Raw genomic sequence first — 25,051 nt, forward strand, 5'->3', positions numbered from 1 at the left:
AAAAACAGTTCTCTCACCGCGCAGACGCGCGGTGGCTGGATGCCTGTGACAAGCACAGGCATGACGGAGGGGAGGGTGGCCACCCTTCCCCAAGCGGAGCGATTGGCCGCCCTCCAACAGAAAAAGGCCGGACAATCTCTGCCCGGCCTCTCAGCCCTCAAATCATCCCCGATTCCGGCGGAACGGGCTTTTCCTTCGGCTTGTAGCCGACCGACCTCAGCGCGACGTAGAACACCGGGGTCAGGAACAGGCCGAGAATGGTGACGCCGAGCATGCCGGAGAAGACGGCGGTGCCGAGCGACTGGCGCATTTCCGCACCCGGGCCGGTGGCGATCATCAGCGGCACGACGCCGAGGATGAAGGCAAAGGCGGTCATCAGGATCGGCCGCAGGCGCAGGCGGCTGGCCTCGATGGCCGCATTGACCGGGTTCATCCCGTCATCCTGCGCCTGGCGTGCAAACTCGACGATCAGGATGGCGTTCTTGGCCGCAAGACCGATGAGCACGATCAGCCCGATCTGGGTCAGAATGTTGTTGTCCTGCCCCCTCAGGTGAACGCCGATCAAAGCCGCAAGCACCGCCATCGGTACGACGAGGATGATCGCCAGCGGCAGGATCCAGCTTTCATACTGGGCCGACAGCGCCAGGAAGACGAAGATAACCGAGAGGGCGAAGATGAAAATCGCCGTATTGCCGGTGTTGCGCTCCTGGAACGCGAGATCCGTCCATTCGAACGAGGTGCCTGGCGGCAGGATCTGGGCGGCCAGAGCCTCCATCTTGTCGAGGGCTGTGCCGGTCGAGACTCCGGGTGCCGGATTGCCCTGGATCGGGACCGATACATACATGTTGTAGCGCTGGACAAGCGAGGGGCCGGTGGTGTCGCGGATATCGATGAGCGTTCCGAGCGGCACCAGGGCGCCGGTGGCGGAGCGCACCTTCAGGTCGAGAATATCCTCCCGCTCAAGCCGGAACTGCTGGTCGGCCTGCGCCCGCACCTGGTAGACGCGGCCGAAGGCGTTGAAATCGTTGACGTAGGAGGTGCCGAGATTGATCGACAGCGTCTCGAAGATGTTGGGGATCGGCACGCTCAGCGCCCGCGCCTTGTCGCGGTCGATCGCCAGGAAATATTGCGGGCTGGAAGCGGAGAAGGTGGTGAAGACGCCGGTCAGGCCTTCTGTCTGGTTGGCGGCGCCCATCATCTGATACGCGAGACCGAGCGCCCGGCGCATGTCGGAGCTTTCTCGATCGACGATCTGCATCTTGAAGCCGCCGGAATTGCCGATGCCGCGGATCGATGGCGGCGGCACGGCGATGATGAAGGCTTCCTCGATGCTCTGCATCGTACCGTAGAGCTGGCCGATGATCTGGTTGGCACTATAGCCGTGCTTCAGACGCTCCTCGAACGTGTCGAAAGCGGCAAAGACCACGCCGGAATTGGACGCGTTGGTAAAGGTCGCGCCGTTGAAGCCGGAGAAGGCGACGGCGTTCTTGACGCCCGGTACCTTGAGGATCATGTCGGAGGCGCGCTGGATGACGGCGTCGGTCCGGGCAAGCGAGGCGCCTTCGGGCAATTGCACGACGACGATCGCATAACCCTGGTCCATCGTCGGCACGAAGCCGCGCGGCACGATCTGTGCCATGTACCAGGTGCCCGCCAGCAATCCGAAAAAGACGATCAGGCTGGCGCCAAGCGCGATCCGTGTCGAGACGAGATGATGGACAACCCAGGAATAACCTTGGGTCATCCGGTCAAAACCGGTGTTGAAGCCGTTGGCAAGGCCTCTGGCGACACGCGTGATCGGATTGCGGGTTTCGTGATGTTCCTGATGCGGACGCAGGATCAAGGCGGCAAGCGCGGGCGAAAGCGTCAGCGAGTTCAGGGCGGAAATCGCCGTTGCCACGGAAATCGTCACCGCGAACTGCAGGTAGAACTGCCCGGAAATGCCGGGGATGAAGGCCGTCGGCACGAAGACGGCGATCAGCACGAGCGAGATGGCGATGACGGCGGTGCCGACCTCGTCCATCGTCACATGCGCCGCCTGTTTGGGCGTCATTCCCTTGGCGAGGTTTCGTTCGACATTTTCCACCACGACGATCGCATCATCGACGACGATACCGATCGCCAGCACCAGGCCGAACAAGGTCAGCATGTTGAGCGAGAAGCCGAAGGCCAGCAGCAGTGCGAACGTGCCGATCAGCGAGACCGGAATGGCGATGATCGGGATCAGCGCCGTGCGCCAGGACTGCAGGAAGATCAGCACCACGATGGCAACCAGGATGGCGGCCTCGAGGATGGTCTTGTAGACCTCGTTGATCGATTCCGAGATGAATTCCGTCGGGTTGTAGACGATGGTGTATTCGAGGCCGGGCGGAAAATCCTTCTTCAGGGTTTCCATGGTCGCCTTGATCTGTTCGGCAGCCTCAAGCGCGTTGGTGCCCGGGCGCGAGAAGATGCCCATGGCGACGGCAGCCTTGCCGTTCAGATAGCTGTTCGTGACATAGTCCTTGGCGCCGAGCTCGATGCGGGCGACGTCCTGCAACTGGACGAGACGGCCGCTCGCCGTCGATTTGACGATGACATAGCGAAACTGCCGGGCATCGCTGAAGCGCCCCTCGGTGGTGACGGTGTACTGGAAAGCATTGTTGCCGGCGTTTGGCGGTCCGCCGATCGATCCGCCGGATACCTGGACGTTCTGGTCGCGCAACGACTGCACCACATCGCCCGAGGTCATGCCGTAAGAGGCGAGTTTTTCCGGGTCGAGCCAGATGCGCAGCGCATATTCACGCTCGCCGAACAGGATGACGTCACCGACGCCCTCCAGCCGGACGAGCTGATCGCGCGCGCGGCTGCGGGCATAGTTGGAAACGTAGAGCTGGTCGTAGCGCTCGTTCGGCGAGATCAGGTGGACGACCATCATCAGGTCGGGTGAACTCTTTGCCGTGGTTATGCCGATGCGGCGGACTTCTTCCGGCAGGCGCGGTTCGGCGATCGAAACGCGATTCTGGACGAGCACCTGTGCCTTGTCGAGATCAGTACCGAGCTTGAAAGTGACGGTCAGCGCCATCGATCCGTCGGCGGTCGAGTAGGACGACATGTAGAGCATGTCCTCGACGCCGTTGATTTCCTGTTCGAGCGGGGTCGAAACCGTATCGGCGATGGTCTCGGCATCGGCACCCGGATAGGCGGTGCGGATGACGATGGTCGGTGGGGCGATTTCCGGATATTGGGCGACGGGTAGCTGAAAATAGGCGATGCCGCCGACGATCAAGAGGACGATCGACAGGACCGATGCGAAGATCGGCCTGTCCACGAAGAAATGGGCAAATCTCATTGGCCGTTCTCCGTCGCCGCGGCGGCTTCAGGCGGCAGGACAACCAGTTTCGGTGCAACGATGACGCCGGGCCGCAACCGTGTCAGACCATTGACAACGAGCGTTTCATCCCCCGTCAGGCCCTCGCGAATGACGCGATAACCATAGAGCCTCGGTCCCAGGCGAACCGGTTTGGTCGCGAAGCTGCCGTCCTCGGCAACCACGTAGACGACGCGCTGATCCTGGTCCGCGCCGATCGCCTCGTCGGGAACGAGGATGCCCTTGTAGGTATTGGAGGCGCTGACCTCGACGCGGCCGAACAGGCCGGGCTGCAGGATGAATTTCGGATTGTCGAAGCGGGCGCGCACCCGCATCGTGCCGGTTTCCTGGTCGATGCGGTTCTCGGCAAAATCCAGCTTGCCCTTGAACGGTTTCTCGGTGCTGTCGGCGATGGTCACGGAGACTTCCAGGGCGCCGCCGCCCTCCTGCAGATTGCTGCCATGGTCGCGCGCCACGCGGGCATAATTCAGCAGGCGGCGCTCATCGACGTCAAAGTAGAAGTCGATTGGATCCAGCGACACGATTGTCGTCAGCGCGGTTTGGTCGGCCTGTACCAGATTGCCGACGGAGATCAGCCGGCGATCGATGCGACCGCTCAGGGGCGCAAAAATGGTGGTGTATTCCATGTCCAGCTTGGCCCGGGCCAGGCTTGCCTCGGCGCCGCGCAGGTTGGCCTGGCCGGACTGCAGCTCGCGGCGGCGGTCGTCCAGGGTGGATACGGAAAGCGTCCCCTTTTGCACCAGGGTTTCGGTGCGGGCGAATTCCGATTCGGCGAAGGTCAGTGTCGATTTCGCGACTTCCAGAGACGACGTGGCGACGTCGAGAGCGGTCTTGAAGGGGCGCTGGTCGATGACGAAGAGCGGGTCGCCCTTCTTGACGATGGCACCATCCTTGAAATTGACCTGATCGAGATAGCCACCAACCCGCGAGCGCAGCGTCACTTCATCGACGGCTTCGAAGCGGCCGATGAATTCATCGCTATCGACGACATCCCGGACCACTGGTTTGGCGACGGTGACGGCAGGTTTCGGTTGTTCCTGTGCTGAAGAGGCGGCTGCAGAGAGTGTTGTGCAGAAAAATAGTAGTGCCGGAACAAGGCAGTTTCGTACCATGGTAAGCCCCCTGAAGCGCATGAAACACGTATCCCACGCCGTTGCGCAGGAGGGTTTTCGACGTTTTTTTGCGGTCAGGCTTGCCGGACTTTATGTGATTTCAGGCAGTCTGGGCACAGGCATGACCAAGTCGCGTTTCGTTTAAAATCAACAATAATTTCAAGTCGGAAGATACTTTCCCGCCGGCTGCCCCAGCCATGGAAGCCGCAGCTATATCGAGCAGGCAAGGCTATCTTCATGCTCAACTTACATCATTCGGACATCGAGTCACCACGGAAAAATGTGTTCCGGCATGCGCGTGTCATCTGAGAATTTCTTCTGTTGGCCGGGGTGAGTATCATGGCGGCAGCGCGTCGCCGAACTGCGGAAAGCCGATGGCCAACAAAATGCGTACCGGCCGCCGCGGGTCAGATCATGCCGCCGTTGGCGCGCATCACCTGGCCGTTGATCCAGGAGCCGTCGGGGCCAACGAGGAAGGCGACGGCCGACGCGATGTCCTCCGGCGTGCCGAGCCGTTCCAGCGGGTTCATCTTCGCCATGCTGGCGATCAGTTCGTCGCTCTTGGCATTGAGGAAGAGATCGGTGGCTGTCGGGCCGGGCGCCACTGCATTGACGGTGATCGAGCGGCCGCGCAATTCCTTCGACAGAATGGCGGTCAGCGTTTCGACAGCGGCCTTGGTGGCGGCATAGACGCCGTAATTTTCGAGCTTCAGGCCGACGACGCTGGTCGAGAGGTTGACGATCCGGCCGCCGTTGCGCAGGCGCCTTGCCGCTTCCCTCAGCGTGTTGAACGTGCCCCTCAGGTTGATGGCGATCTGGCGGTCGAACAGGGCGTCGGTGCTTTCGGCGAGCGAAGAGAGCGCCATGATGCCGGCATTGTTGACGAGCGCATCGACGCCACCGAAGGCTGCTTCCGCCGCATCGAACATTTGGCGCACGGCTTCCGCGTCGCTGACATCGGCCTTTGCAGTCAGCGCCCGGCCGCCTTTGTCTTCGATTTTCCGGGCCAGCGCCTCGGCTGTAGCGGCATCGCCCGAATAGTTGATGACGACGGTGAAGCCGTCCTGGGCGAGGCGTTCGGCGATGGCGGCGCCAATGCCGCGCGAGGCGCCGGTGACGATGGCGACCTTGTTATCGTTATCGGACATTTTCTTTCTCCTTGATTAACCACGCCGCAGCGCGTTTTCGATGAGGAGAAGATGCAGCTTTTCATTCGGCGGATAATTAGCCATTCTTCGGCATCACTATTCGAAAATGGCGAACAATCCGGATGGACAGATTTGAAGCGATGCGGGTGTTTTCGCGCGTGGTGGAGCGGCGCAGTTTCACGCTTGCCGCCGAAGATACCGGCCTTCCGCGCTCGACCGTGACCGATGCGGTCAAACAGCTGGAAGCACGGCTGGGCGTGCGCCTTCTCCAGCGGACGACCCGCCATGTCAGCCCGACGCTCGATGGCGAGGCCTATTACCGGCGTTGCCTGACAATCCTGTCCGATATCGAGGATGCCGAAGGTGCGTTTGCCGGCACCAAGCCGAAAGGGCTGCTGCGCGTCGATGTGCACGGAAAGCTGGCGCGGCATTTCGTTCTGCCGGGACTGCCGGCGTTCCTCAAGGAATATCCGGATATCCAGATGTATATGAGCGAAGGCGACAGGCTGGTCGATCTGATCCGCGAGGGGATCGACTGCGTGCTGCGCGTCGGCGATCTGCAGGACAGCGATATGATTGCGCGGCGGGTCGCCCTTCTGGAAGAGGTGACCTGTGTCTCGCCGGAATACATCGCCCGCTTCGGCCTGCCGCAGAGCATTGACGATCTGAGCGGACACCAGATGATCGGTTTCTGGTCAACGGCTATCGGCGGGCTTCTTCCGCTGGAGTTCACGGTCGCAGGCGGCATCCGCAACGTTTCCCTACCGGCGGTGGTGTCGGTCAACGGTGCCGATACGCTGGCTGCGGCGGCGCGGCTGGGGCTCGGCATCATGCAGGCGCCGCGCTACTCGCTGGAAGAGGACCTGAGACAAGGCACGCTCGTTGCCATCCTGCCGGATAATCCGCCGTCCCGCACGCCGGTTTCGCTGCTCTACCCCCGCAGCCGCCAGCTATCGCCGCGGGTGCGCGTTTTCATCGATTGGCTGTCCCGTGAATTTGTCACACGCCAAGACGAAATTTAAAAAGGCTGCGGTTTAACCTTGCCTTTGGACTGCGGCTTACCCACATGCGCGGCAGCTTCAAAGACCCTCCCTTGCACGTTTTCCCCGCACGGCCCGTCGATCCGGCCGCTATCCCTTAAATCGATTCCGCGTCGATGGGTTATGCGCTAAATGTGTGATTGTCCGAAGGAATCAAGGAAATCAACATGAACGCAGACGATATCAGCGAGATTTCCGCCTGGTTGACGACGCAGGGCCTGAAGGGCACCGATGAGATGGACATCGTCAACGGCTTCTGTCAGCGCGTCCGCGCTGCTGGGCTTCGGTTAGATCGCGGCCTGGCGCTGATCGACACCCTGCATCCGGTCTACGAGGGGCGGGCCTTCCAGTGGGACAGCAAGGAGCCGGTGAAAGCGGCCTTCGAATATGGGCCGACCAACGAGGGTGTGTCGGCTGAGAATTGGGAGCGCTCGGCGTTCTTCCACCTGCGTGAGAAGAATCAGAACGAGATCCGCCGGCGCCTCGGTTTCGGCGATCCGGCCGATTTCTACATGCTCGATGTCATGCTGACAGCCGGCCACAAGGACTACGTTGCGATGATCCATCGCTTCGCCCAGGACAGCCATATCGGCGACATGGACTGTTTCTACTCGCACTGGACGACGATGGACGAGGAGGGCTTTCGCGACGAGGACCTGGCGACGCTGCGGCAGCTGGTGCCGGTTCTGGCGCTGGCGATCAAGGCGGGCTCGCTGACGCGCATCTCGCGCACAATTGCCGAGGTCTATCTGGGTGAGGACGCCGCCAAGCAGGTGCTTGAAGGCCGCATATCGCGCGGCAAGGCCGAGCGGATTTCTGCGGTTCTGTGGTTCTCCGACCTGCAGAACTATACACGCATCTCCGACAACCTGCCGCCGGACGAGATCATTCCATTCCTCAACGATTATGCCGATGCGGTGATTTCCTCCATCCATGAGGCCGGCGGCAATGTGTTGAAGCTGATCGGCGACGGCACGCTGGCGATCTTCAAGGCCGAGGAGCGCGAAGATGCCTGCGCCCGCGCCCTGCTTGCCGAGCATAATCTGCGCGAGAAGCTAAGAGGCTTGAACGAGCAGCGCATGCTCGAAGGCCGCCCCGTCACCGAGGTCTATCTCGGCCTGCATATCGGCGATGTCTTCTACGGCAATATCGGCTCAAGCGACCGGCTGGATTTCACCGTCATCGGCCCGGCCGTCAACGAGGTCAGCCGCATCGCCTCGATGTGCCGTTTCGTCGATCGCAGCGTCATCATGTCATCGCAGTTCGTTGCCGCAGCACCACCGCCGCGCAATTCCGAAGTGGTCTCCATCGGTCGCTACGCGCTGCGCGGCGTCAAGCGGGCCCAGGAACTGTTCACGCTGATGCCGCTGGAAAAGTCTGTCGAATAGCTCAGGCGTTTTCGGCTGCCTGAGCGCGGCGGTGCCTGAGAAACACGGCATCTGACGGATTGGACGCGAGGTTGATGGCGCGATCGTAGGCGGCGAGCGCAGCGCCTGTGCGGCCGCAGCGCGACAAAAGTTCGGCATGGGCGGCATGAAACGGCTGGTAGGCATCAAGTGCCGGCGCCAGCATTTCCAGAACGCGCAGTCCGGCTTCCGGTGCTCCGGCCTCCGCCAGCGCCACGGCGCGGTTCAACTGCACCACCGGCGTCGGCTCCATCCGCAACAGGCTGTCATAAAGCAGGACGATCTGGCGCCAGTCCGGCGGTTCGGACTGCACGTGCAGGGCGGCTATGGCCGCCTTGATCTGGAATGGTCCGGCAGCGCGGCGGGCCATCGCCCGGTCGAGCAGCGAAAAGCCTTCGGCAATCCGCCCGTCGTTCCAGAGCTTGCGGTCCTGCGATGCAATGGGCACGCTGGTTCCATCGGCGGCCAGCCGTGCCGCCCGGCGCGCTTCGGTGATCAGTATCAGGGCGAGCAGTCCTTCGATCTCGGCTTCTTCCGGGCGCAGGCTGTTCAGCATGCGCGCGAGATAGATCGCCTCTTCGCCGAGTTGCCGGACCCGATCGCCCGCTGCACAGGAATAACCCTGATTGAAGATCAGATAGACGACGGTCAGTACGGATTGCAGCCGTTCCGCCCAGGCTTCGGGGCCCGGCACCGCGTAGGGAATACCGGCCGCAAGGATTTTGGCGCGCGCCCGGGACAATCGCTGGCCCATGGTTGCCTCATTGTCGAGGAAGGCGTTGGCGACTTCGGGAGTGCTCAAGCCGCCAAGTGTGCGCAGAGTGAGCGCCACCTGGGTCTTGGGTTCGAGCGCGGGATGGCAACAGGTGAAGATCAGCCGTAGGCGCTCATCCGGAATGTCGTCGGTGCCGTCTTCGGCCGCTTCGTCCAGCGACAGCCGCGCGATCTCGGCGGTCTTGCGGTCTTCGCGGGCGGCCTTGCGCAACAGGTCGATCGCCTTGCGCAGCGCGACTTTCAGCAGCCAGCCCTGCGGCGAGGCGGGAAGCCCGGTCCTGCCCCAGTGCACGACGGCGGAAGCCAGCGCATCCTGCAACGCGTCCTCGGCCAGCTGGAAATTCTTCAGCCGGGCGATCAGCGCCGACAACAGCCGCCCCCGGTCCGTCCGTGCCAGGGCATCGATGGCCCGGGACACGGCTTGAGGATCGGGGGCGGCTCTGTGCATCAGGAATTATAGTCCATCAATGGCCGCACCTCGATGGTGCCATAGGCGGCCGAGGGGATCATGGCGGCGTAGCGCAAGGCGGAATCCAGATCGGGAACGTCGATGACGAAGAAGCCACCCAGCCGTTCCTTGGTCTCGGCAAAAGGGCCATCCATCGTTTCCACCTTGCCGCCGCGAACCCGCACGCTTGTGGCCGTATCAATGTCCTGCAGGCCTTCGCCGGAGACATAGACCCCTGCTGCTTTCAAGGTTTCGTTGAAGGCAAAGTAACCCTGCATCATGGTGTCGAATTCGGGTGTGCCATAGGCCGGTTCCAGCGCCGGGTCGGAATAGATCAGTGCCATATACTGCATCGTGGTTCTCCTCATGGATCGTGTAGTTTCAAGGGCCTGCGTGAAAGGGGCAACGGTCGAGTTTAATCTCGATGCTCCAAGAACGCTGGCTGATCGGGAATTTCGACATGGCCTGGATTTTTTTGCAGAACCTGGCAGACGATAGGATGGCGGCGAACGAGAGAGGGACTTTCGCCAGTTCAGGAAAAACGAACGTCCGTAACCGACGCGGCGATGGTGATCTCGTCACCGAGCGACCATTCCGTTGCCCGCGCCGCCATGCTGGCTGGAACCTCTGCCGATCCGCCGGGACCTGCAGGCACGTCATAGGTAGCGTGCCCATCATGCGGCAGGATCACACCATAGCCGCGTTGCATCGCCGCCCGGGCGGTCGCAGCCACGCACATTTCAGACAGCACACCGCAGAGGGCAACGGTTTGCACGGCCGATGCCGCGAGCAGGTCGTGCAGGGATGTGCCGTCGAAGCCATCGTCTGCGGATTTCCGCACGACGCTTTCGCCGGCAAGCGCCGGAAAGTGAAGTGCCCAGCCCGGCTGATGCGGCTCATCGGCCGTGCCTGGCTCGCCGTCGTTCCGCAGGAAAATAACCGGAACCTTTGCCGCGCGCGCCGAGCCAATCAGAGCCTCGACGGCTTTGAGCAATCCGGCATGGTCCGGGACAGCCTCGATCCCGGTGACGAAGGCCACTTGGACATCGACAACGATCAGGGCATCCGCCGTTGCCTCAACGCTCTCTGATTGCTCCACCAAAACGTACCTCGTTCGCTTTTATCACGTCGCAAAGATCGGGAAGTCGTATGGAGATCAGGACCGTCTCGCCGCCAGGACGTGGAGCCATTCGGTCGGCTTATTGTCATAGCCGCTTCCCGATTGCGCTTCGATCGAGATGGATGCCCAGCCCAGTTTGGCGTAGATGTCTCTCAACCAGCATTCGGAGGGATAGTTGTAATACCGGTCGAACTCGTCGCGGCCTTCGGTCTCTCCAGCCTTGAAGCTGGCATAGAAAACCCCGCCTGCCTTCAACGCAGCATGGATGCGGGCGAGGATATCCGGCAGTTCGGCTCTGGGGATGTGGAGAAGACAGGCATTGGCCCATATGCCGTCATAGGCGCCTTGCTCGTCGAGATCGCCGAACAGCAGTGTGGCAACCGGGATTCCCAGGCGTTTTTCTGCTTCGCGGGCAATTTCCGGGGTGCCGTCCGTCGGGCGGACGTCAAACCCTTCCGCGAGCATGAATTCGCTATCCTGCCCGGCGCCACACCCGAGTTCAAGAATGGTCGCGTGCGGCTGCAAATGCGAAAGAAAGAGCTCGATCCAGGCCCGGCTCGGCTCCACGCCTCTGGATGTGTATTTGGCGGCTTCCATTTCGTAGAAGCGCAGGGTGTTGGGATCGTGAGACATTGCTCTTTCAGGATTTTCTCATAAACCATTGTTTATATTGAAAATACTAAAAGTCGTTGACAATGTCAAAACCGGAAGTCGAACCCCTTTACCGCAGCCAGAAAGTCAGACCTTCCGCCCGGCCTCGTTGAAGAAATGCAGATTTTCCCCCGGAAGCCTGACATCGACCTCGCCATGCATGCCAAGGAAACGGCGGTCGAGCGTGAAGGCTTTGAAGGCGACCGGACCGAGTTTCAAATGGACGATGATGCCGAAGCCGGTGGGCTCGACCAGATCGACAGTGGCCTTGAGAACGTCCGGGCCTTCGGCGCCGAGGACCACATGTTCCGGCCGGATGCCGAGCGTGGCGCGGCTTCCGTCGGCGAGATTGGCGGTGCCACCGAGCGGCAGCACGATACCGCCGGTGAGGGCAAAGCTGGCGGTATCGCCGGTCACCATGTAGCGGCCTTCGAAGAAGTTCATGCCGGGTGAGCCGATGAACCCGGCAACGAAGAGGTTGGCGGGATTGTCGTAGAGTTCGAGCGGGCTGCCGACCTGCTGGATGATACCGCCATGCATGGCGACGATCCGGTCTGCGAGCGTCATGGCTTCGATCTGGTCATGGGTGACGTAGATCGAGGTGGCGCCGAGATCCTGATGCAGCTTCTTGATTTCGGCGCGCATCTGTTCGCGCAGGCGGGCGTCGAGATTGGACAGCGGCTCGTCGAACAGGAAGGCCTTTGGTTCGCGCACGATGGCTCGGCCCATGGCGACGCGCTGGCGCTGGCCGCCAGAGAGCGCTTTCGGACGGCGTTCCATCAGCGGATCGAGCCCGAGTTTCGTGGCAGCGCTGGCGACGACGGAAGCAATCTTTTCTTTGGCGGTTTTTCTGAGGCGCAGGCTGTAGCTCATGTTCTTCGCGACGCTCATATGCGGATAGAGCGCGTAGGACTGAAACACCATGGCGATGTCGCGGTCCTTTGGAGCGAGGTCGTTGACGCGCTTGCCGTCGATGCGGATTTCGCCATCGGTGACGGCTTCGAGGCCAGCGATCATCCGCAACAGCGTGGACTTGCCGCAGCCGGACGGGCCGACCAGAACGACGAACTCGCCGTCCTTGATCTCCAGATCGATGCCGTGCAGCACCGGATGGATGCCATAGGATTTGTGGATGGCGGCGATATCGATGGATGCCATGGGATCAGCCTTTCACGGCGCCGGCCGTCAGGCCCTGCACGAGGTAACGTTGGATCAACAGGAAGAACAGGCAGGCCGGGATAAGCGCCATGACGCCCGCCGCCATCATCTGTCCGAAGTCGACCGAGAATTTGGAGACGAAGGAGAGCAGCCCGACCGGGAAGGTCGCCGAATCGTTTCCGGAAATCAGCATCAGCGAGAACAGCAGTTCGCTCCAGGCGGCGGTGAAGACGAAGCCGAGGGTTGCGGCAATCCCCGGCAGCGTCAGCGGCAGGATGATCTGCCGGAACGCGACGAACTGGGTGGCGCCGTCGATCATCGCGGCTTCCTCGAGGTCCTTCGGAATACCGTCGAAGAAGGACTGCATCAGGAAGGTGGCGAAGGGTACGTTGAAGGCGGTGTAGACGATGACCAGGCCGGTGAGGCTGTTGGTCAGGCCGAGCGGGGAGAGGATCTTGAAGATCGGCGCGACCAGCATCACCAGCGGGAACATCTGCGTCAGCAGCATCAGCGTGATGATCCAGTACTTGCCACGGAAATTGAAGCGCGACATGGCGTAGCCGGCAAGCGAGGCGAGCACCGTGACGATGATGGCAGTCGAGCCGGAGACAATCAGGCTGTTCTTGAAGAAGGTCGGGAATTCGCTGTGTTTCAAGACGAAGTCGAAATGTTCGAAACTGGTTCGCGACGGCCACATCTTGATGCCCTCGGAATAGAGCAGCTTGTTGGGCGTGACCGAGACTTTCAACAGCCAGTAGAGCGGGAACAGCGCGAAGATCACATAGGCGAGAATGGCCAGACGATGGGCGAGGACGGAGAGGATGCGTTTGCCGGTCATGATCTCAATCCTTGCTCAACAGCCACTGACGCAGGATCACGATCAGCATGGAATAGGTGATCAAAAGCGCGAGCAGGACGAGCGCGATGGCCGAAGCGTAACCGAAATCCAGCCGCTTGAAGGCCTGGGTGAAGATGTAGCTGGCGACGATCTGGCTGCGGTCGGCCGGGCCGCCATTGGTCATGACGATGATCAGGTCGGCGAAATTGGAAATCCAGACCGTGCGCAGAAGCACCGTGATGGCAATCGTTGGAGCAAGGAAGGGCAGGGTGATCGAGATGAAACGCTGCACCGGTCCGGCGCCGTCAATGCTCGCGGCTTCGTAGAGGTCGCGCGGGATCGCCTGAAGGGCCGCCAGAAGCGTGATGGCGAAAAAAGGAATGCCCCACCAGACATTGGCGATGATCGGCCCCCACATCGACAGCTGTGGATCCGACAGGATGTTGTAGGGCTCGTTCATCAGGCCAAGGGCAAACAGCCAATGGGGAATGGGGCCGACGACGGGATTGAACAGCCAGGCCCAGTTGAGACCGGCGAGAAAGCTTGGAACCGCCCAGGGCAGGAAAACCAGCGCCTGGACGATGGCGCGGCCGTAGAACGGCTTGTCGAGCAACAGCGCAAGGATAAGGCCGAAGACGAACTGCAGCAACACGGACCAGCCAGTCCACCACAGCGTGTTCTTCAAGGCCCGGAAGAAATTCTGGTCCTCAGACAACGTCCTGAAGTGATCGAGCCCGATGAAGCCGCCGGACATCGGATTGAGCAGCTGGATATCGCGAAAGGCGTAGGAAATGCCGAGAATCAGCGGCACCAGCATGACGGTGACGATCAGGATCAGCGCGGGCGCGCTATAGAGATAGGGGGCGGAGGCATCGGCAAAACGCTTCTTCAGCGGCCGCTGGTCCCTGCGCGCGCCGCTATTGCGGGCTGCTGCATGTGAAGCCATCGTCAAATATTTCCAGTTCGCGGCGCGTCGAGGCGTGCCGGCTTTACCGTCGGGGTCATGGGCCGCAGGCAGCCGACATCATGTCGCTGCCTGCGGCTAAGGGCTGATGACTTATTTGCTCGCGAGGAACTTCTGTTGAGCCTTGGTCATGTAGTCAGCCCATTGCTTGGCCATTTCTTCCGGCGTGATATCGCCGAGCATGGCTTCCTGGCTGGTCTTGATCGCCATGGAATCCTTGAAGAAGGCGAATTCTTCCAGGTAAGTCGGCATGACGGTCGGAACGGCGTCCTTGTCGGCCAGTTCCTCGAACCAGCCCTTGAACTGATCCGTGGCGAAGAAGGGGTCCTTCTCGGCGGACTTGAGCGCCGGCAGGGCACCGATCTTCTTGTTCCACTCGATATTGCCTTCGGGGCCTTCAAGCGTGGCGATCAGCTTCCAGGACAGGTCCTTGTTGGCGCTGGCCGACATCATCGACCAGCCGGCAAAGCCGATGGTCGGGAATGTTTTGCCGGATGGACCCTTCGGCATGGTGGTGACGCCGTAATCGGCTGCATCCATGCGCTCGGCGATGGCGATCAGCGCGTCCGGATCCTGATCGAGCATCGCGCAGGTGCCGGTGTAGAAGCCGGCGACGATCTCGTTGAAGCCCCAGTTGACGCTGTCCTTCGGCGCATAGCCCTTCTTGTAGAGGTCGATCAGCCAGGTGAAGCCCTTGACCCAGCCTTCTTCGGAGAACTTCGATGTGCCGTCGGCGTTGAAATAGGTGTTGTCGCCCGCCATCGTGGCGCCCATCATCATCCAGCCATTCAGGCCGCCCGGACCGCCGCGCATGCAATAGGCATATTTGCCCGGCAGCTTCTTGATCTTTTCGGCCGCTGCGACGAAATCGTCCATCGTCTTCGGCGGGCCGTCGACGCCGGCTTCAGCAAAGATCTTCTTGTTGTAGAACATGGCGCGTAGATAAAAGCCGTAAGGCAGCATATAGGCCGTGTCCTTGACGTCCCGGCCAAGTTCAAGGGCGCGATCCGTCAGTTCCGGCGTCTGGTCCCAGGTCTTCAGGTAAGGCTCGAGGCTTTCGAGCATGCCGTTGTTGGCATAGAGCGACAGCCAGGTATCCGGCATTTCCATCACGTCCGGGATCTCGCCGGCAGACACCATGGTGGCGAACTTCTGGAAGGCTTCGCCCCAGGGCAGCGAGATGATCTCGACCGTGGTGCCGGGATTGGCGGCTTCAAATTTTGCGACGATCGACTTCAGCGTTTCGGTGCGCTCCGGGCTGGTGATGACTTCCACCAGCTTCAGCTTGGTATCGGCAAGTGCTGTGCCTGCCATCAGCGTGGCGACCATGGCCGCCGTAATCAGTTTCCTCATTTTCGTTTCCCTTTTATTGTTGGTTTAAGTTGTTTGCTGTCGTGTCAGCCTACCGATGCGGCAGTGATTGCCGCGTCGATATCGCTCCAGAGGGCCTCCGTTCCCTCCAGGCCGACATGGAGCCTTACCGACCGCGGACTGATGCCGAAGGCGACCGCGGAATTGGGTTGTGCTTTTTGCGAAAGGACGACTTCGCCCGGCACGATCAGGCTTTCATGACCACCCCAGCTGACACCGAGCTTGAACAGCTCAAGGTGATCCGAGAAGGTGCGGACATTGATGCCGTCCTTGAAGATGAAGGAAAACAGGCCGGACGTGCCCTTGAGGCCGGGCGGCAGGTGATTGGCAAGGCCGGGATAGTTGACCGACTCAACCGCATCATGCGCTTGCAGACGCTTGGCGATCTCGACAGTGGACTGTTCATGCGCCTTCATGCGGATCGGCAGCGTGCGCATGCCGCGGATCAAAAGCCAGGCATCAAACGGCGACAGCTTGCCGCCGAGATAGGGATAGGCTTCCGAGCGGATACGCCCGATCAGTTCCCTGGAGCCCGCGACAACGCCGGCGACGACGTCGCTGTGGCCGCCGAGATATTTAGAGGCGGAGTGAATGACCAGATCGACGCCCAGCGAAATCGGCTGCTGGAAGACCGGGCTTGCCCAGCTGTTGTCGATCGCGGAGATAATGCCGTGCGACTTGGCCAGCGCTGCGAGTGCTGCAACATCATGGGTTTGCATCACCCAACTCGTCGGGCTTTCGAGATAGAGAAACTTTGCGCCGGGCAGAGCCTTGGCGACTTCCTCCTCGTCGCGGCCATCGACATAGGTCACCTCGATGCCCATGCGCTTGAAGAATGTGCCGAAAAGGCGGTAGGCATCCGGATAGAGATGCTTGACCGCAACGATGCGGTCGCCGGGTTCGACGAAGGACAGAACCGTCGAAGAAATTGCCGACATGCCGCTGGCAAAGCCGATGGCGTCTTCAGCGCCTTCGAGTTTGGCCAGCATTTCCTCAAATATCCGCACGGTCGGATTGAGGCCGCGGGTATAGATCGGCCGGACTTTTTCGCCGCGATAGGAGGCGACCATGTCGTCATAATCGGTGAAGGTGAACAGCGACGTCTGCACGATCGGCGGCACGACGGCGTCATAGGCATTGCTCACGTCGTGGGCGACGATGAGGGAGGCTTCCTCGAACGGATCGAACCCGTTGCTCATTTGGACATTTCCTTGATGTCTTCCTCGACGATCGCCAGGATTTTCAGTGTTTCAGCGCGCGCGGCCTCAGGGTTCTGGGCAGCGATGGCATTGAAGAGGGTGCGGTGGAACGGAAAGGAGCGGCGGGCAAAATCCGGCCGGTCGAAGGGCCTTTCCCAGAAGCGCTCGAAAGCGCCGCGCATCTGTTCAAGCAACTGCTTGAACAGCGGATTGTGGGTGGCGTCGTAGATGGCGAGGTGGAAAGCCAGATCTTCCGGACCGGATGTGCCCTTTGAGAGGTGTACCCGCTCCATCTCATCCAGCTTTTCCTCGATCATCCTGATGTCTTCTGCCGTGCGCATTCGGGCGGCCACCATGCCGGCCTCCGCCTCAATGCCGCGTCGTACTTCCAGCGTTTTCAAGAGCACGTCGCGCAGATGCGTCGTTTCCAGCGATAGCGGCATGTGGATCGTGGTGCCCGAGATCGGCTTCAACAGGTAGGTGCCGCTGCCCTTGCGGGCCTCGACGACGCCGAGTGCCTGGAAATGGCGGATGACTTCGCGGATCGTCGAGCGGCCGACGGCAAGCGCGCTCATCAGCTCCCGCTCGGCCGGAAGCCGGTCGCCAGGAACAAGGTTGGAGCGCTGGATATAGTCGGCGAGCGCTGCCGTCACTTGCTGCGCCCGGTCGGCCGGGGGCAGGGGGACAAGTGCCGATCGCGCATCCAAATGCTTCATCGTCCGCTTTCCAGTTGAAACCAGAATTGGTCTGACATCTGAGCAATAATGCAAATCATAACGTTGCCGTCAAGCCCGTTTATCCGGCGTTGGATAAACGGGTGAGAGCGGTAAACAGGTGCCGATGGGAGAGTGGAGCTTCCGCTGGATGGTGCGGAAGGACGATTGGACGGTGCATCCGGCGGCCTTTCGCCAGAATGTGTGGGCTCGCCCGCCATTCATTCAGGGAATGTCGTTGGATACCTGCGCCGCTGGATCGGCAAGCCCGGCGGGGTAGGTGCGGCCGCTGAGCGGGACCGCTTCGATCGCCGCAATCAGCCTATCGACCAGCAGATTTTCGGCGCGGCTGCCGCGCGCAAACCGCCGGGTGACCAGGTAGACATCGGCTGCTGGCGGATTCTCGTATGGTGGCAATTGCCAGAGTTGCCGTGCCTCGATATCGGCGGTGACCACATGGATCGGCAAGGGGCCGAAGCCAAAGCCGACCTTGATCAGCCGCTTGACCTCCTCGAGATTTGTGAAAAGACCAAGCACCTGACCGCTGAAATTTTCCCGCTGCCGCAGCCGGGCGATCGGTGCGAGCGCGCCACCCAGATGGTCGGTCTTGAAGGACACGTAGTCGAGCGCCGCGAGATCGGCGGTCTCTGTCCCGCGCTTGCCGAACAACGGATGGCCGGGTGCACAGAAGAAGCCGAAATGCTCGCGGTAAAGCACCGTATAGTCCAGTTCCGGATGCTTCTCGTGGGCAAGACAGATACCCAGGCAGGCTTCGCCGGACAAAACATTGTCGATCACCGTCTGGCTGGCGGACACCGTGGTCGAGAAACTGACCCGTGGAAAGGTCTTGTGGAAATCGGCAAGGAACCGGTCGAGGAACGGGCATTCGATATGGCTGGCAAAGGCCATTTCGACATTGCCGGTCACCAGATCCGGATCGTCCTTGACGAGATCGGGCAGGCCACTGACGATGTTGAACATGGTTTGGCACTCGGCATAGAGCCGCGCCCCGGCCGGTGTCGTGCGGAAATGGTTGGAAGAGCGGTCGATCAGGCGGCAGGCCATGTGCTCTTCGAGACGGCGCAGCGCATTGCTGATGGTCGGCTGCTTCAGCGACAGGCGGTTGCCCGCAGCCGTCAGGCTCTTTTCCTCGACGATCACCGTGAAGGTGCGCAACAGGTTCCAGTCAATCTCCCAAACGAAGCGGCGTCTCGGGCTGGCCATGGGTCACCTCATTCATTTGGTGAATGCTGGTCCTTCACCTAATGTATTTGTCGGGCCAAGTCCATTGTGGTTTGATCATCGCCACCTAAGACCCAGCGAGGCGCGACGTGACCGAGAGAACCCAAGTTTTCCCCGATTTCGGGTTGAGCCCCGAGGAGCGGCACCAGGCCGTGCGCGGTCACTATTACGAGTCTCCGGGCATGGACGGCGCCCGAGGTGAGATCTGGTGCTATACGCGATCCTATGCCTATGCGCGCGGTGCGATGGTCGACCTGCATATCAGTTCGACAGCGTCCTCATGCCGGCTGGAGATTGTTCGCGATGGTGCGGTCGAGACAAGCGTCTATGGAACCGACGATATCGCCACCGAGTGGCAGGAAACCCCCGACCAGGTCTCCGTCATCGGTTGCGGCTGGGAGCCGACCTTCACTTTCCAGGTCCATGACAGCTGGCCATCCGGCGCCTACCGTATCACGCTGACGGCCGAGGGGCGCGACGGCAAGCCGATTCAGTGTCACCACATGATCATCGTCCTGCCGAATGCCGGCCCAAAGCCTGGCCGTATTCTGCAGGTTGCCGCCACCGGCACCTGGACCGCCTATAATACCTGGGGCGGATCGAACCATTATCAGGGCATCACCGGCCCCAACCGCGACAGATACGCGACCACCGTCAGTATCGAGCGGCCGCTCTGCCGCGGCTTCGTCGTGCTTCCGCCGGATGCGCCGCGTGTGCCGCTGGAGGTGAGCCTGCCACCGGGCACCATTCCGCGTTATCCCCATATGGAATGGGCCTTTGCCAACGGCTATTCGAAGAAATACACCTCGTCCGGCTGGGCAAGCTATGACAGCCAGTTTTTCCGCTGGGCCGAGCGCCAGGGCTATGGCGTCGATCTCGCCAGCCAGCACGAGCTGCACAACAATCCCGGCATTCTCAACGATTACGACTGCGTCGTCTTCGTCGGCCATGACGAATACTGGACCTGGGAAATGCGCGATGCCGTCGATGCCTATGTCGACCAGGGTGGACGCGTGGCGCGTTTTGCCGGCAATTTCATGTGGCAGACGCGGCTGGAAGACGAGGGGCAGCGGCAGGTTTGCTACAAATATGTCGCGCGCAAGGAAGACCCGATCTACCAAAGCGGCGACGTCACCCGCGCCACCAACTCCTGGGAAGCCCCTGAAATCGGCCGTCCCGGCGCGCTGACCTTTGGGCTGAATGCCACCAATGGCGTCTATTCCGGTTGGGGCGGCTGCGCTCCGCGCGGTGTTCGCGGTTTCCCGATCTACCGGCCGCGTCACTGGGCCTTTGCCGGAACCGGCCTGTTCTACGGCGACCTGCTCGGCGCCGACAGCCATATCTATGGCTATGAGGTCGATGGCCTTGCCTACGAAATCCGCTACGGCCTGCCATATCCGACCGCAGATAGCGGCGCGCCGGAGGGGCTGGAAATCCTGGCGCTCGGCATGGCCAGCCAGGTCGAGGAAAGCGATATTCTGACACGCGAGGATCTGTTTTTCGGTGACGAGGACGGGCGCTTCATCGCCGAGACGCTCTATGGCGAGGCGAGCGACGAGAACATGGAAAAGGTCCGTTACAGCAATGGCATGATCGTCGACTTCAAGCGCGGCAAGGGCGAGGTTTTCCACGCCGGTACCTGCGAATGGGTGGCGGGCCTGCTGCGAAAAGACGCAATGGTCGAGCGCGTCACCGCTAATGTCCTCAACCGCTATCTCAATCGATAATTTCACTCAGAGCAGAGCATCATGAACATCCAAGCCAATGAGCGGCCCGCATCGCATCTTTTCTACGTGACTCGCCTGCGCCGGCCGCTGGTCGATCGCGCCGAGGGTATCTATTTCTGGACGCAGGATGGCCGCCGCTTCATCGACGGTTCCAGCGGGCCGATGGTGAGCAATATCGGCCACGGCAACCGGCATGTCATCGAGGCCATGAAGCAACAGATGGAGAAGGTGAGCTTCGCCTACCGCTTGCATTTCGAAAACGAACCGGCCGAGGAGCTTGCCCGGCGTCTGGCAGAAAAAATGCCCGGCGATCTCGACCGGATTTTCTTTGTCTCCGGCGGCTCGGAAGCGGTGGAATCGGCCATCAAGCTGGCGCGGCAATGGGCGGTGGCAACCAACCAGCCGAAGCGCTGGAAGGTAATCTGCCGGTTTCCGTCCTATCACGGCGGCACGATGGGGGCGCTTGGCGTTACCGGCGACCTGGCGCTGACCGAAACCTTTGCGCCGCAGATCCAGCCGATGCCGGCCATTCCGGCTCCAACAGCCTACCGCGACCGCGACAACCTGACGATGGAGCAGCGTGGCCTGCGTTATGCCGACATGCTGGAGGAGAAAATCCTCGCGGAAGGGCCGGAAAGCGTCGTCGCCTTCATCATGGAGCCGATCGGCGGCGCGGCGACTGCCGCGCTGGTGGCGCCGGACAGCTATTTCGCCCGTATCCGCGAGATCTGCGACAAATACGGCATCCTGTTGATCCATGACGAAGTGATGAGCGGTGCCGCGCGCACCGGCCGCTATCTCGGTGGCGATCACTGGAACTGCAAGCCGGATATCATCACCCTGTCGAAGGGTATCGGCTCCGGTTATGCCGCGCTCGGCGCCATGGCGGCGTCGGCGAAACTGGTCAAGCCGGTTCTGGACATGGGCGGCTTCCAGCATGGCTATACCTATGCCGGCAATCCGCTTGCCTGCGCTGCAGGCCTCGCGGTGCTGGAGGAGATGGAGCGGCTTGGCGCCGAAGCCAACGCGGCGTCCATGGGCGATCTGCTGAAATCTGAGCTGGAAGGCTTGTCGAAACGCTTCCCCTTCATCGCCGGAGTGCGTGGCAAGGGCCTGCTGATCGGCGCCGATCTGGTCGCTGATCCCGTGACCTTCAAACCCTTTGCCAAATCGCAGGCGACCAACCAGCGGCTGCTCGATATCGCCTATGAAAAAGGCCTGATCCTCTACTCCCGCCGCATCCGTGGCGATGGTTATGAGGCAGATAACCTGATCCTTGCACCGCCACTGATCATCACCGCTGCCGAAATTGGTGAAATGGTTTCGATCCTCGGCGACAGTTTTGAACAGCTGGCGCGCGAACTTGATCTGCCGGTGAATGGCTGAGAGCGGGATCATGAAGAATAAAGTCATCATCACCTGCGCCGTCACCGGCTCCGTCCACACGCCGTCGATGAGCCCCTATCTGCCGGTCACGCCGGATCAGATCGCAGAACAGGCGATCGCCGCTGCTGAAGCCGGCGCGTCGATCCTGCATCTGCATGCCCGCAATCCCGCTGACGGCCGTCCGACAGCCGATCCCACTGTGTTCATGCAATTCCTGCCGCGCATCAAGCAGGCAACGGATGCCGTCATCAACATCTCCACGGGCGGCAGTTCGCTGATGACGCTGGACGAGCGGCTGGCGGCTTCGCTTCAGGCGCAGCCGGAAATGTGCTCGCTCAACATGGGCTCGATGAATTTCGGCATTTTCCCGCTGGCAAAACCTGGCATGGAATGGCAGCACGAATGGGAGCCGCAGCTTCTGGAAGCGACGCGGGGCACGATCTTCAAGAACACGTTTGCCGATATCGAGGATATTATGAAACGGCTGGGCGAGGGGTGCGGCACCCGCTTCGAGTTCGAATGCTACGACGTCGGCCATCTCTATTCGCTGAAACATTTCTACGATCGCGGGCTGGTGAAAGGCCCGCTGTTCATCCAGTTCGTGCTGGGGATTCTCGGCGGCATCGGCGCCGATCCGGACAATCTCAGCCATATGAAGCGCATTGCCGACAAGCTGTTCGGCGAGGACTATCGGTTCTCGGTGCTGGCTGCCGGCCGCCAGCAGATGCCATTGATCACCATGGGGGCTGCGATGGGTGGCAATGTGCGGGTCGGGCTGGAGGACAGCCTCTATCTGGGGCGCGGGGAACTGGCCAAATCCAACGCCGATCAGGTCAGCCGCATCCGCACCATTCTCGAAGCCCTGTCGTTGGAGGTGGCCACGCCGGACGAAGCGCGCATGATGCTGGCGCTCAAGGGCGGCGATCGGGTGGGCTTCTGATGGTTGATATTTCCAATCAGCCCGTGAAAATTCGAATCGCAACGGCTGACGATGTGCATCTCATCCACGCGGGCTTGATGACCATCGCGCGGCATCTCGATGCCGAAGGCAAAGTCACTGCCACGCCGGGCGATCTTCGTAGACACGGGTTCGGTCCGCAGCCGGCCTTTACCGTTCTCATCGCCGAAATGGGTGGAGAGTTTGCCGGCATGTGCCTGTTTTTCCAGAGTTTCTCGACATGGCGCGGGCAGAAGGGCGCCTATATCCAGGACATCGTCGTCGAACCACGTTTTCGCGGTGCCGGCATCGGGGTCGCACTCTTGCGCCAAACGGCGGCGCATGTCCGTGCCGAGGGCGGCGCATACTTGCGGCTGTCGGTTGAAGCGAAGAACATCTCGGCGCAGCATTTTTACGAACGGATGGGGCTTGCCTGGTCCGACCAGGAGCGCATTCATGCGGCCTATGGCGAGGATTTCGAAGCGCTGGCCGGACAGCACGAGAGCGGGGTTTAAGGTATGAGCATCAAAACCTTCTACGCTGAAGAGCAGACGAAACACGATCCGAAGATGTTTCTCTCCAGTGGAGCGCCGCAGCCCAACCCGGAAAAGCCGGAGCGGATCGCGCGATTGCTCGAAGGCGCAAAGGCGGCGGGCTCCGAGATTGTCCGCCCGCGTGATCATGGCCTGAAACCGATCGCCACCGTCCACACGCCGGAATATCTGGAATTCCTGCAGAACATTTTTCTGCGCTGGCAGCGGATCGAGGGCGCCTCGGAGGAGGTGATCCCGAATATCCACCCGCTGGCGCGGACCGGCCGCTATCCGGCCTCCGCCGTCGGTCGGGCCGGGTATCATATGGCCGATACGGCGTGCCCGATTTCCGCCGATACCTGGGGCAGCGCCTGCTGGAGCGCCTGGAGTGCCGTCGAGGCCGCCGAAGCGGTTCTGGCCGGCGCCCGCCATACCTACGCGCTCTGCCGTCCGCCGGGCCACCATGCGTTTGCCGATGTCGCCGGCGGTTTCTGCTTTCTCAACAATTCCGCCATCGCCGCCCAGCATCTGCTCAAGTCGTCGAAACGCGTCGCCATCCTCGATATCGACCTGCATCACGGCAACGGCACGCAAGGCATCTTCTACGGCCGCAGCGACGTGCTGACGGTCTCGCTGCACGCCGATCCGGTGCGTTTCTATCCATTCTTCTGGGGCAATGCCGACGAGCGCGGCGAAGGCCTGGGGCTTGGCTATAATTACAATTTGCCATTGCCACGCAAGACGGCCGACGCCGGTTTTCTTGAGGCACTGGAGGCCGCCAACCGCCGCATCGAGGCCTATGCCCCGGACGCCTTGGTGGTCGCTCTCGGTCTCGACGCCTTCGAGGGCGATCCCTTCGGCGGACTGTCCGTCTCGACACAGGGCTTCGCCCGCATTGCCGAAGCCATCAGCGGCCTCGGCCTGCCGACCGTCATCATCCAGGAAGGCGGCTATCTCTGCGACGCGCTTGCCGACAATCTGACATCGTTCCTGACCGGGTTTCGGCACTGAGGATAGGGGGTGTAAGCTCCATGACTGAGCTTACACCCGAAGCGTACTGAATTTCAGCTTGGCGGTTCAAACCGGCTAATTTGACGGCTTGAGCGACTTCAAAATTCCCCCCAGATCAGCGCTATGTGCGTCCTGGGTTGCTTTGGTGCCCCAATATGTGACGACAAGCATCTTGCCTTCAGCAGGCGATGCGAAGCCAAGGGAAACCTCGACAGGACCGTCGGCATCCGTGCCGTCGAACTCGATGCTACCGAAGTTCATGCCATTGATTTCGACGTCGCCAGAGTCTCTTTGCGTTGCTGCATCAATTGTGACGCCGTTATCGGTCAGGAACTTGACGGCTTCGTCGATGACCTTGTCCATATCCTTATCCGTGGCGACATCGATCGAGAAATAGATCGCCGAATCTGGCGACTTGGCTTCGATGCCGGAAATAGTCTCTTTAGGACCCCAGGCATCGGGGATGGTCACCGACGCAATCGGCGCATCGCTCGGAAAAACGAGTGTTCCGGCATGCGCAAGAAAGGGCATCATGGCAAATGCCGCAGCTATGATGAATGTGTTTTTCAAACGAAGTCCTCTATTTGCAAATACGCTGTTTTGACGAACAGAAGTGACGACCCTGCCGCTGGATACACTTAGACCGAAAATAGTTCAAAGATCATTTAAGGTGTCGTGAAGATATAAATACCTCCATCAAGGGCGTCGGGGACGACCTTTGCCGATCGCCGTCAGCTTTTGACAGATCAGGAAGTTCCATAATAAGGATTACGCAATCCGTCCGTGTAGCGGCATTTTAGAAATGCGACATATAGGCTAGTTAGAGACGCGACAGTCGTCGCCTCTTGGGATGCTGGTCGAACGTCAGCATTGGGAAGCAAGATAAGCGACGTGCATCGTGGT

The 25,051-nt window shown here is 60.9% G+C and carries 22 protein-coding genes; 7 read left to right on the forward strand and 15 right to left on the reverse strand.

From position 1 onward, the window contains the following. Positions 1–157 precede the first annotated feature (157 nt). The 3 genes from ACP7E6_RS25450 to ACP7E6_RS25460 all read right to left on the reverse strand — a co-directional run bounded on the left by ACP7E6_RS25450 (position 158) and on the right by ACP7E6_RS25460 (position 5,630). Positions 158–3,331 carry an efflux RND transporter permease subunit gene (locus ACP7E6_RS25450; protein ID WP_426232475.1) on the reverse strand — a complete coding sequence of 1,058 codons (3,174 nt, stop codon included), beginning with the start codon at positions 3,329–3,331 and terminating at the stop codon, positions 158–160. Further along, positions 3,328–4,482 (reverse strand): efflux RND transporter periplasmic adaptor subunit, encoded by a 1,155-nt coding sequence (locus ACP7E6_RS25455; protein WP_426232476.1) that lies wholly within the window; start codon positions 4,480–4,482, stop codon positions 3,328–3,330. The genes ACP7E6_RS25450 and ACP7E6_RS25455 overlap by 4 nt, the downstream gene beginning before the upstream one ends. A gap of 407 nt (positions 4,483–4,889) precedes the next feature. Continuing rightward, positions 4,890–5,630 carry an SDR family oxidoreductase gene (locus tag ACP7E6_RS25460; RefSeq protein WP_426232477.1) on the reverse strand — a complete coding sequence of 247 codons (741 nt, stop codon included), beginning with the start codon at positions 5,628–5,630 and terminating at the stop codon, positions 4,890–4,892. 122 nt (positions 5,631–5,752) lie between these two features. On the opposite strand from ACP7E6_RS25460, the gene ACP7E6_RS25465 reads away from it, so the two are divergent. Together ACP7E6_RS25465 and ACP7E6_RS25470 are read left to right on the forward strand one after the other, a co-directional pair. After that, complete coding sequence (locus tag ACP7E6_RS25465) at positions 5,753–6,652, forward strand: LysR family transcriptional regulator (protein ID WP_426232478.1); 900 nt, start codon at positions 5,753–5,755, stop codon at positions 6,650–6,652. Positions 6,653–6,837: 185 nt separating this feature from the next. Then, positions 6,838–8,058, forward strand: a complete 1,221-nt coding sequence (locus ACP7E6_RS25470) for an adenylate/guanylate cyclase domain-containing protein (RefSeq protein WP_426232479.1) — start codon at positions 6,838–6,840, stop codon at positions 8,056–8,058. Between the two features lies 1 nt (position 8,059). Here the strand turns inward: ACP7E6_RS25470 and ACP7E6_RS25475 are convergent, their stop codons facing one another. The 11 genes from ACP7E6_RS25475 to ACP7E6_RS25525 all read right to left on the reverse strand — a co-directional run bounded on the left by ACP7E6_RS25475 (position 8,060) and on the right by ACP7E6_RS25525 (position 18,536). After that, a complete protein-coding gene (locus tag ACP7E6_RS25475; protein WP_426232480.1) occupies positions 8,060–9,298 on the reverse strand; it encodes an RNA polymerase sigma factor in 1,239 nt (412 codons plus the stop codon). Continuing rightward, entirely contained in the window at positions 9,298–9,651 is a 354-nt protein-coding gene (locus ACP7E6_RS25480; protein ID WP_426232481.1) for a YciI family protein, read from the reverse strand. The genes ACP7E6_RS25475 and ACP7E6_RS25480 overlap by 1 nt, the downstream gene beginning before the upstream one ends. A 179-nt stretch (positions 9,652–9,830) precedes the next feature. Continuing rightward, entirely contained in the window at positions 9,831–10,397 is a 567-nt protein-coding gene (locus tag ACP7E6_RS25485; protein ID WP_426232482.1) for an isochorismatase family protein, read from the reverse strand. A gap of 57 nt (positions 10,398–10,454) precedes the next feature. Continuing rightward, positions 10,455–11,051 (reverse strand): class I SAM-dependent methyltransferase, encoded by a 597-nt coding sequence (locus tag ACP7E6_RS25490; protein WP_426232483.1) that lies wholly within the window; start codon positions 11,049–11,051, stop codon positions 10,455–10,457. A gap of 105 nt (positions 11,052–11,156) precedes the next feature. Continuing rightward, positions 11,157–12,227: an ABC transporter ATP-binding protein gene (locus ACP7E6_RS25495; protein ID WP_426232484.1), complete on the reverse strand. Its 1,071-nt coding sequence runs from the start codon at positions 12,225–12,227 to the stop codon at positions 11,157–11,159. Positions 12,228–12,231: 4 nt separating this feature from the next. Further along, on the reverse strand, positions 12,232–13,065 hold the full coding sequence (locus ACP7E6_RS25500) for a carbohydrate ABC transporter permease (RefSeq protein WP_426232485.1): 834 nt from the start codon (positions 13,063–13,065) through the stop codon (positions 12,232–12,234). Between the two features lie 4 nt (positions 13,066–13,069). Continuing rightward, positions 13,070–14,011, reverse strand: a complete 942-nt coding sequence (locus tag ACP7E6_RS25505) for a carbohydrate ABC transporter permease (protein ID WP_426232486.1) — start codon at positions 14,009–14,011, stop codon at positions 13,070–13,072. Positions 14,012–14,122: 111 nt separating this feature from the next. Beyond that, on the reverse strand, positions 14,123–15,382 hold the full coding sequence (locus ACP7E6_RS25510; protein ID WP_426232487.1) for an ABC transporter substrate-binding protein: 1,260 nt from the start codon (positions 15,380–15,382) through the stop codon (positions 14,123–14,125). Positions 15,383–15,426: 44 nt separating this feature from the next. Beyond that, positions 15,427–16,599 carry a PLP-dependent transferase gene (locus ACP7E6_RS25515; RefSeq protein ID WP_426232488.1) on the reverse strand — a complete coding sequence of 391 codons (1,173 nt, stop codon included), beginning with the start codon at positions 16,597–16,599 and terminating at the stop codon, positions 15,427–15,429. After that, positions 16,596–17,315 (reverse strand): FadR/GntR family transcriptional regulator, encoded by a 720-nt coding sequence (locus tag ACP7E6_RS25520; RefSeq protein ID WP_426232489.1) that lies wholly within the window; start codon positions 17,313–17,315, stop codon positions 16,596–16,598. The genes ACP7E6_RS25515 and ACP7E6_RS25520 overlap by 4 nt, the downstream gene beginning before the upstream one ends. A gap of 222 nt (positions 17,316–17,537) precedes the next feature. Beyond that, entirely contained in the window at positions 17,538–18,536 is a 999-nt protein-coding gene (locus tag ACP7E6_RS25525) for a LysR family transcriptional regulator (RefSeq protein ID WP_426232490.1), read from the reverse strand. Between the two features lie 107 nt (positions 18,537–18,643). On the opposite strand from ACP7E6_RS25525, the gene ACP7E6_RS25530 reads away from it, so the two are divergent. The 5 genes from ACP7E6_RS25530 to ACP7E6_RS25550 are packed head-to-tail and all read left to right on the forward strand — an operon-like array spanning position 18,644 to position 24,148. Continuing rightward, positions 18,644–20,281, forward strand: a complete 1,638-nt coding sequence (locus ACP7E6_RS25530) for a N,N-dimethylformamidase beta subunit family domain-containing protein (RefSeq protein WP_426232491.1) — start codon at positions 18,644–18,646, stop codon at positions 20,279–20,281. A gap of 21 nt (positions 20,282–20,302) precedes the next feature. Continuing rightward, complete coding sequence (locus ACP7E6_RS25535) at positions 20,303–21,667, forward strand: aspartate aminotransferase family protein (RefSeq protein ID WP_426232492.1); 1,365 nt, start codon at positions 20,303–20,305, stop codon at positions 21,665–21,667. Between the two features lie 7 nt (positions 21,668–21,674). Then, positions 21,675–22,607, forward strand: a complete 933-nt coding sequence (locus ACP7E6_RS25540; protein WP_426232498.1) for a 3-keto-5-aminohexanoate cleavage protein — start codon at positions 21,675–21,677, stop codon at positions 22,605–22,607. Further along, entirely contained in the window at positions 22,607–23,119 is a 513-nt protein-coding gene (locus ACP7E6_RS25545) for a GNAT family N-acetyltransferase (protein ID WP_426232493.1), read from the forward strand. The genes ACP7E6_RS25540 and ACP7E6_RS25545 overlap by 1 nt, the downstream gene beginning before the upstream one ends. Before the next feature lie 9 nt (positions 23,120–23,128). Then, complete coding sequence (locus tag ACP7E6_RS25550) at positions 23,129–24,148, forward strand: histone deacetylase family protein (protein WP_426232499.1); 1,020 nt, start codon at positions 23,129–23,131, stop codon at positions 24,146–24,148. Positions 24,149–24,223: 75 nt separating this feature from the next. On the opposite strand, the gene ACP7E6_RS25555 is transcribed toward ACP7E6_RS25550, so the two are convergent. Then, the gene (locus ACP7E6_RS25555; protein ID WP_426232494.1) at positions 24,224–24,619 is read right to left on the reverse strand and encodes a histidine kinase; all 396 of its coding nucleotides are present in this window, start codon (positions 24,617–24,619) and stop codon (positions 24,224–24,226) included. Between the last annotated feature and the right edge of the window lie 432 nt (positions 24,620–25,051).

The sequence above is a fragment of the Pararhizobium sp. DWP3-4 genome (genome assembly GCF_049898205.1).
Taxonomy (GTDB): domain Bacteria; phylum Pseudomonadota; class Alphaproteobacteria; order Rhizobiales; family Rhizobiaceae; genus Pararhizobium.

Excerpts from the sequence above, each read along its gene's own strand:
- ACP7E6_RS25450 (WP_426232475.1), bottom strand. The coding sequence starts at position 3,331 with ATGAGATTTGCCCATTTCTTCGTGGACAGGCCGATCTTCGCATCGGTC.
- ACP7E6_RS25455 (WP_426232476.1), bottom strand. The coding sequence starts at position 4,482 with ATGGTACGAAACTGCCTTGTTCCGGCACTACTATTTTTCTGCACAACA.
- ACP7E6_RS25460 (WP_426232477.1), bottom strand. The coding sequence starts at position 5,630 with ATGTCCGATAACGATAACAAGGTCGCCATCGTCACCGGCGCCTCGCGC.
- ACP7E6_RS25465 (WP_426232478.1), top strand. The coding sequence starts at position 5,753 with ATGGACAGATTTGAAGCGATGCGGGTGTTTTCGCGCGTGGTGGAGCGG.
- ACP7E6_RS25470 (WP_426232479.1), top strand. The coding sequence starts at position 6,838 with ATGAACGCAGACGATATCAGCGAGATTTCCGCCTGGTTGACGACGCAG.
- ACP7E6_RS25475 (WP_426232480.1), bottom strand. The coding sequence starts at position 9,298 with ATGCACAGAGCCGCCCCCGATCCTCAAGCCGTGTCCCGGGCCATCGAT.
- ACP7E6_RS25480 (WP_426232481.1), bottom strand. The coding sequence starts at position 9,651 with ATGCAGTATATGGCACTGATCTATTCCGACCCGGCGCTGGAACCGGCC.
- ACP7E6_RS25490 (WP_426232483.1), bottom strand. The coding sequence starts at position 11,051 with ATGTCTCACGATCCCAACACCCTGCGCTTCTACGAAATGGAAGCCGCC.
- ACP7E6_RS25495 (WP_426232484.1), bottom strand. The coding sequence starts at position 12,227 with ATGGCATCCATCGATATCGCCGCCATCCACAAATCCTATGGCATCCAT.
- ACP7E6_RS25500 (WP_426232485.1), bottom strand. The coding sequence starts at position 13,065 with ATGACCGGCAAACGCATCCTCTCCGTCCTCGCCCATCGTCTGGCCATT.
- ACP7E6_RS25505 (WP_426232486.1), bottom strand. The coding sequence starts at position 14,011 with ATGGCTTCACATGCAGCAGCCCGCAATAGCGGCGCGCGCAGGGACCAG.
- ACP7E6_RS25510 (WP_426232487.1), bottom strand. The coding sequence starts at position 15,382 with ATGAGGAAACTGATTACGGCGGCCATGGTCGCCACGCTGATGGCAGGC.
- ACP7E6_RS25515 (WP_426232488.1), bottom strand. The coding sequence starts at position 16,599 with ATGAGCAACGGGTTCGATCCGTTCGAGGAAGCCTCCCTCATCGTCGCC.
- ACP7E6_RS25520 (WP_426232489.1), bottom strand. The coding sequence starts at position 17,315 with ATGAAGCATTTGGATGCGCGATCGGCACTTGTCCCCCTGCCCCCGGCC.
- ACP7E6_RS25525 (WP_426232490.1), bottom strand. The coding sequence starts at position 18,536 with ATGGCCAGCCCGAGACGCCGCTTCGTTTGGGAGATTGACTGGAACCTG.
- ACP7E6_RS25535 (WP_426232492.1), top strand. The coding sequence starts at position 20,303 with ATGAACATCCAAGCCAATGAGCGGCCCGCATCGCATCTTTTCTACGTG.
- ACP7E6_RS25545 (WP_426232493.1), top strand. The coding sequence starts at position 22,607 with ATGGTTGATATTTCCAATCAGCCCGTGAAAATTCGAATCGCAACGGCT.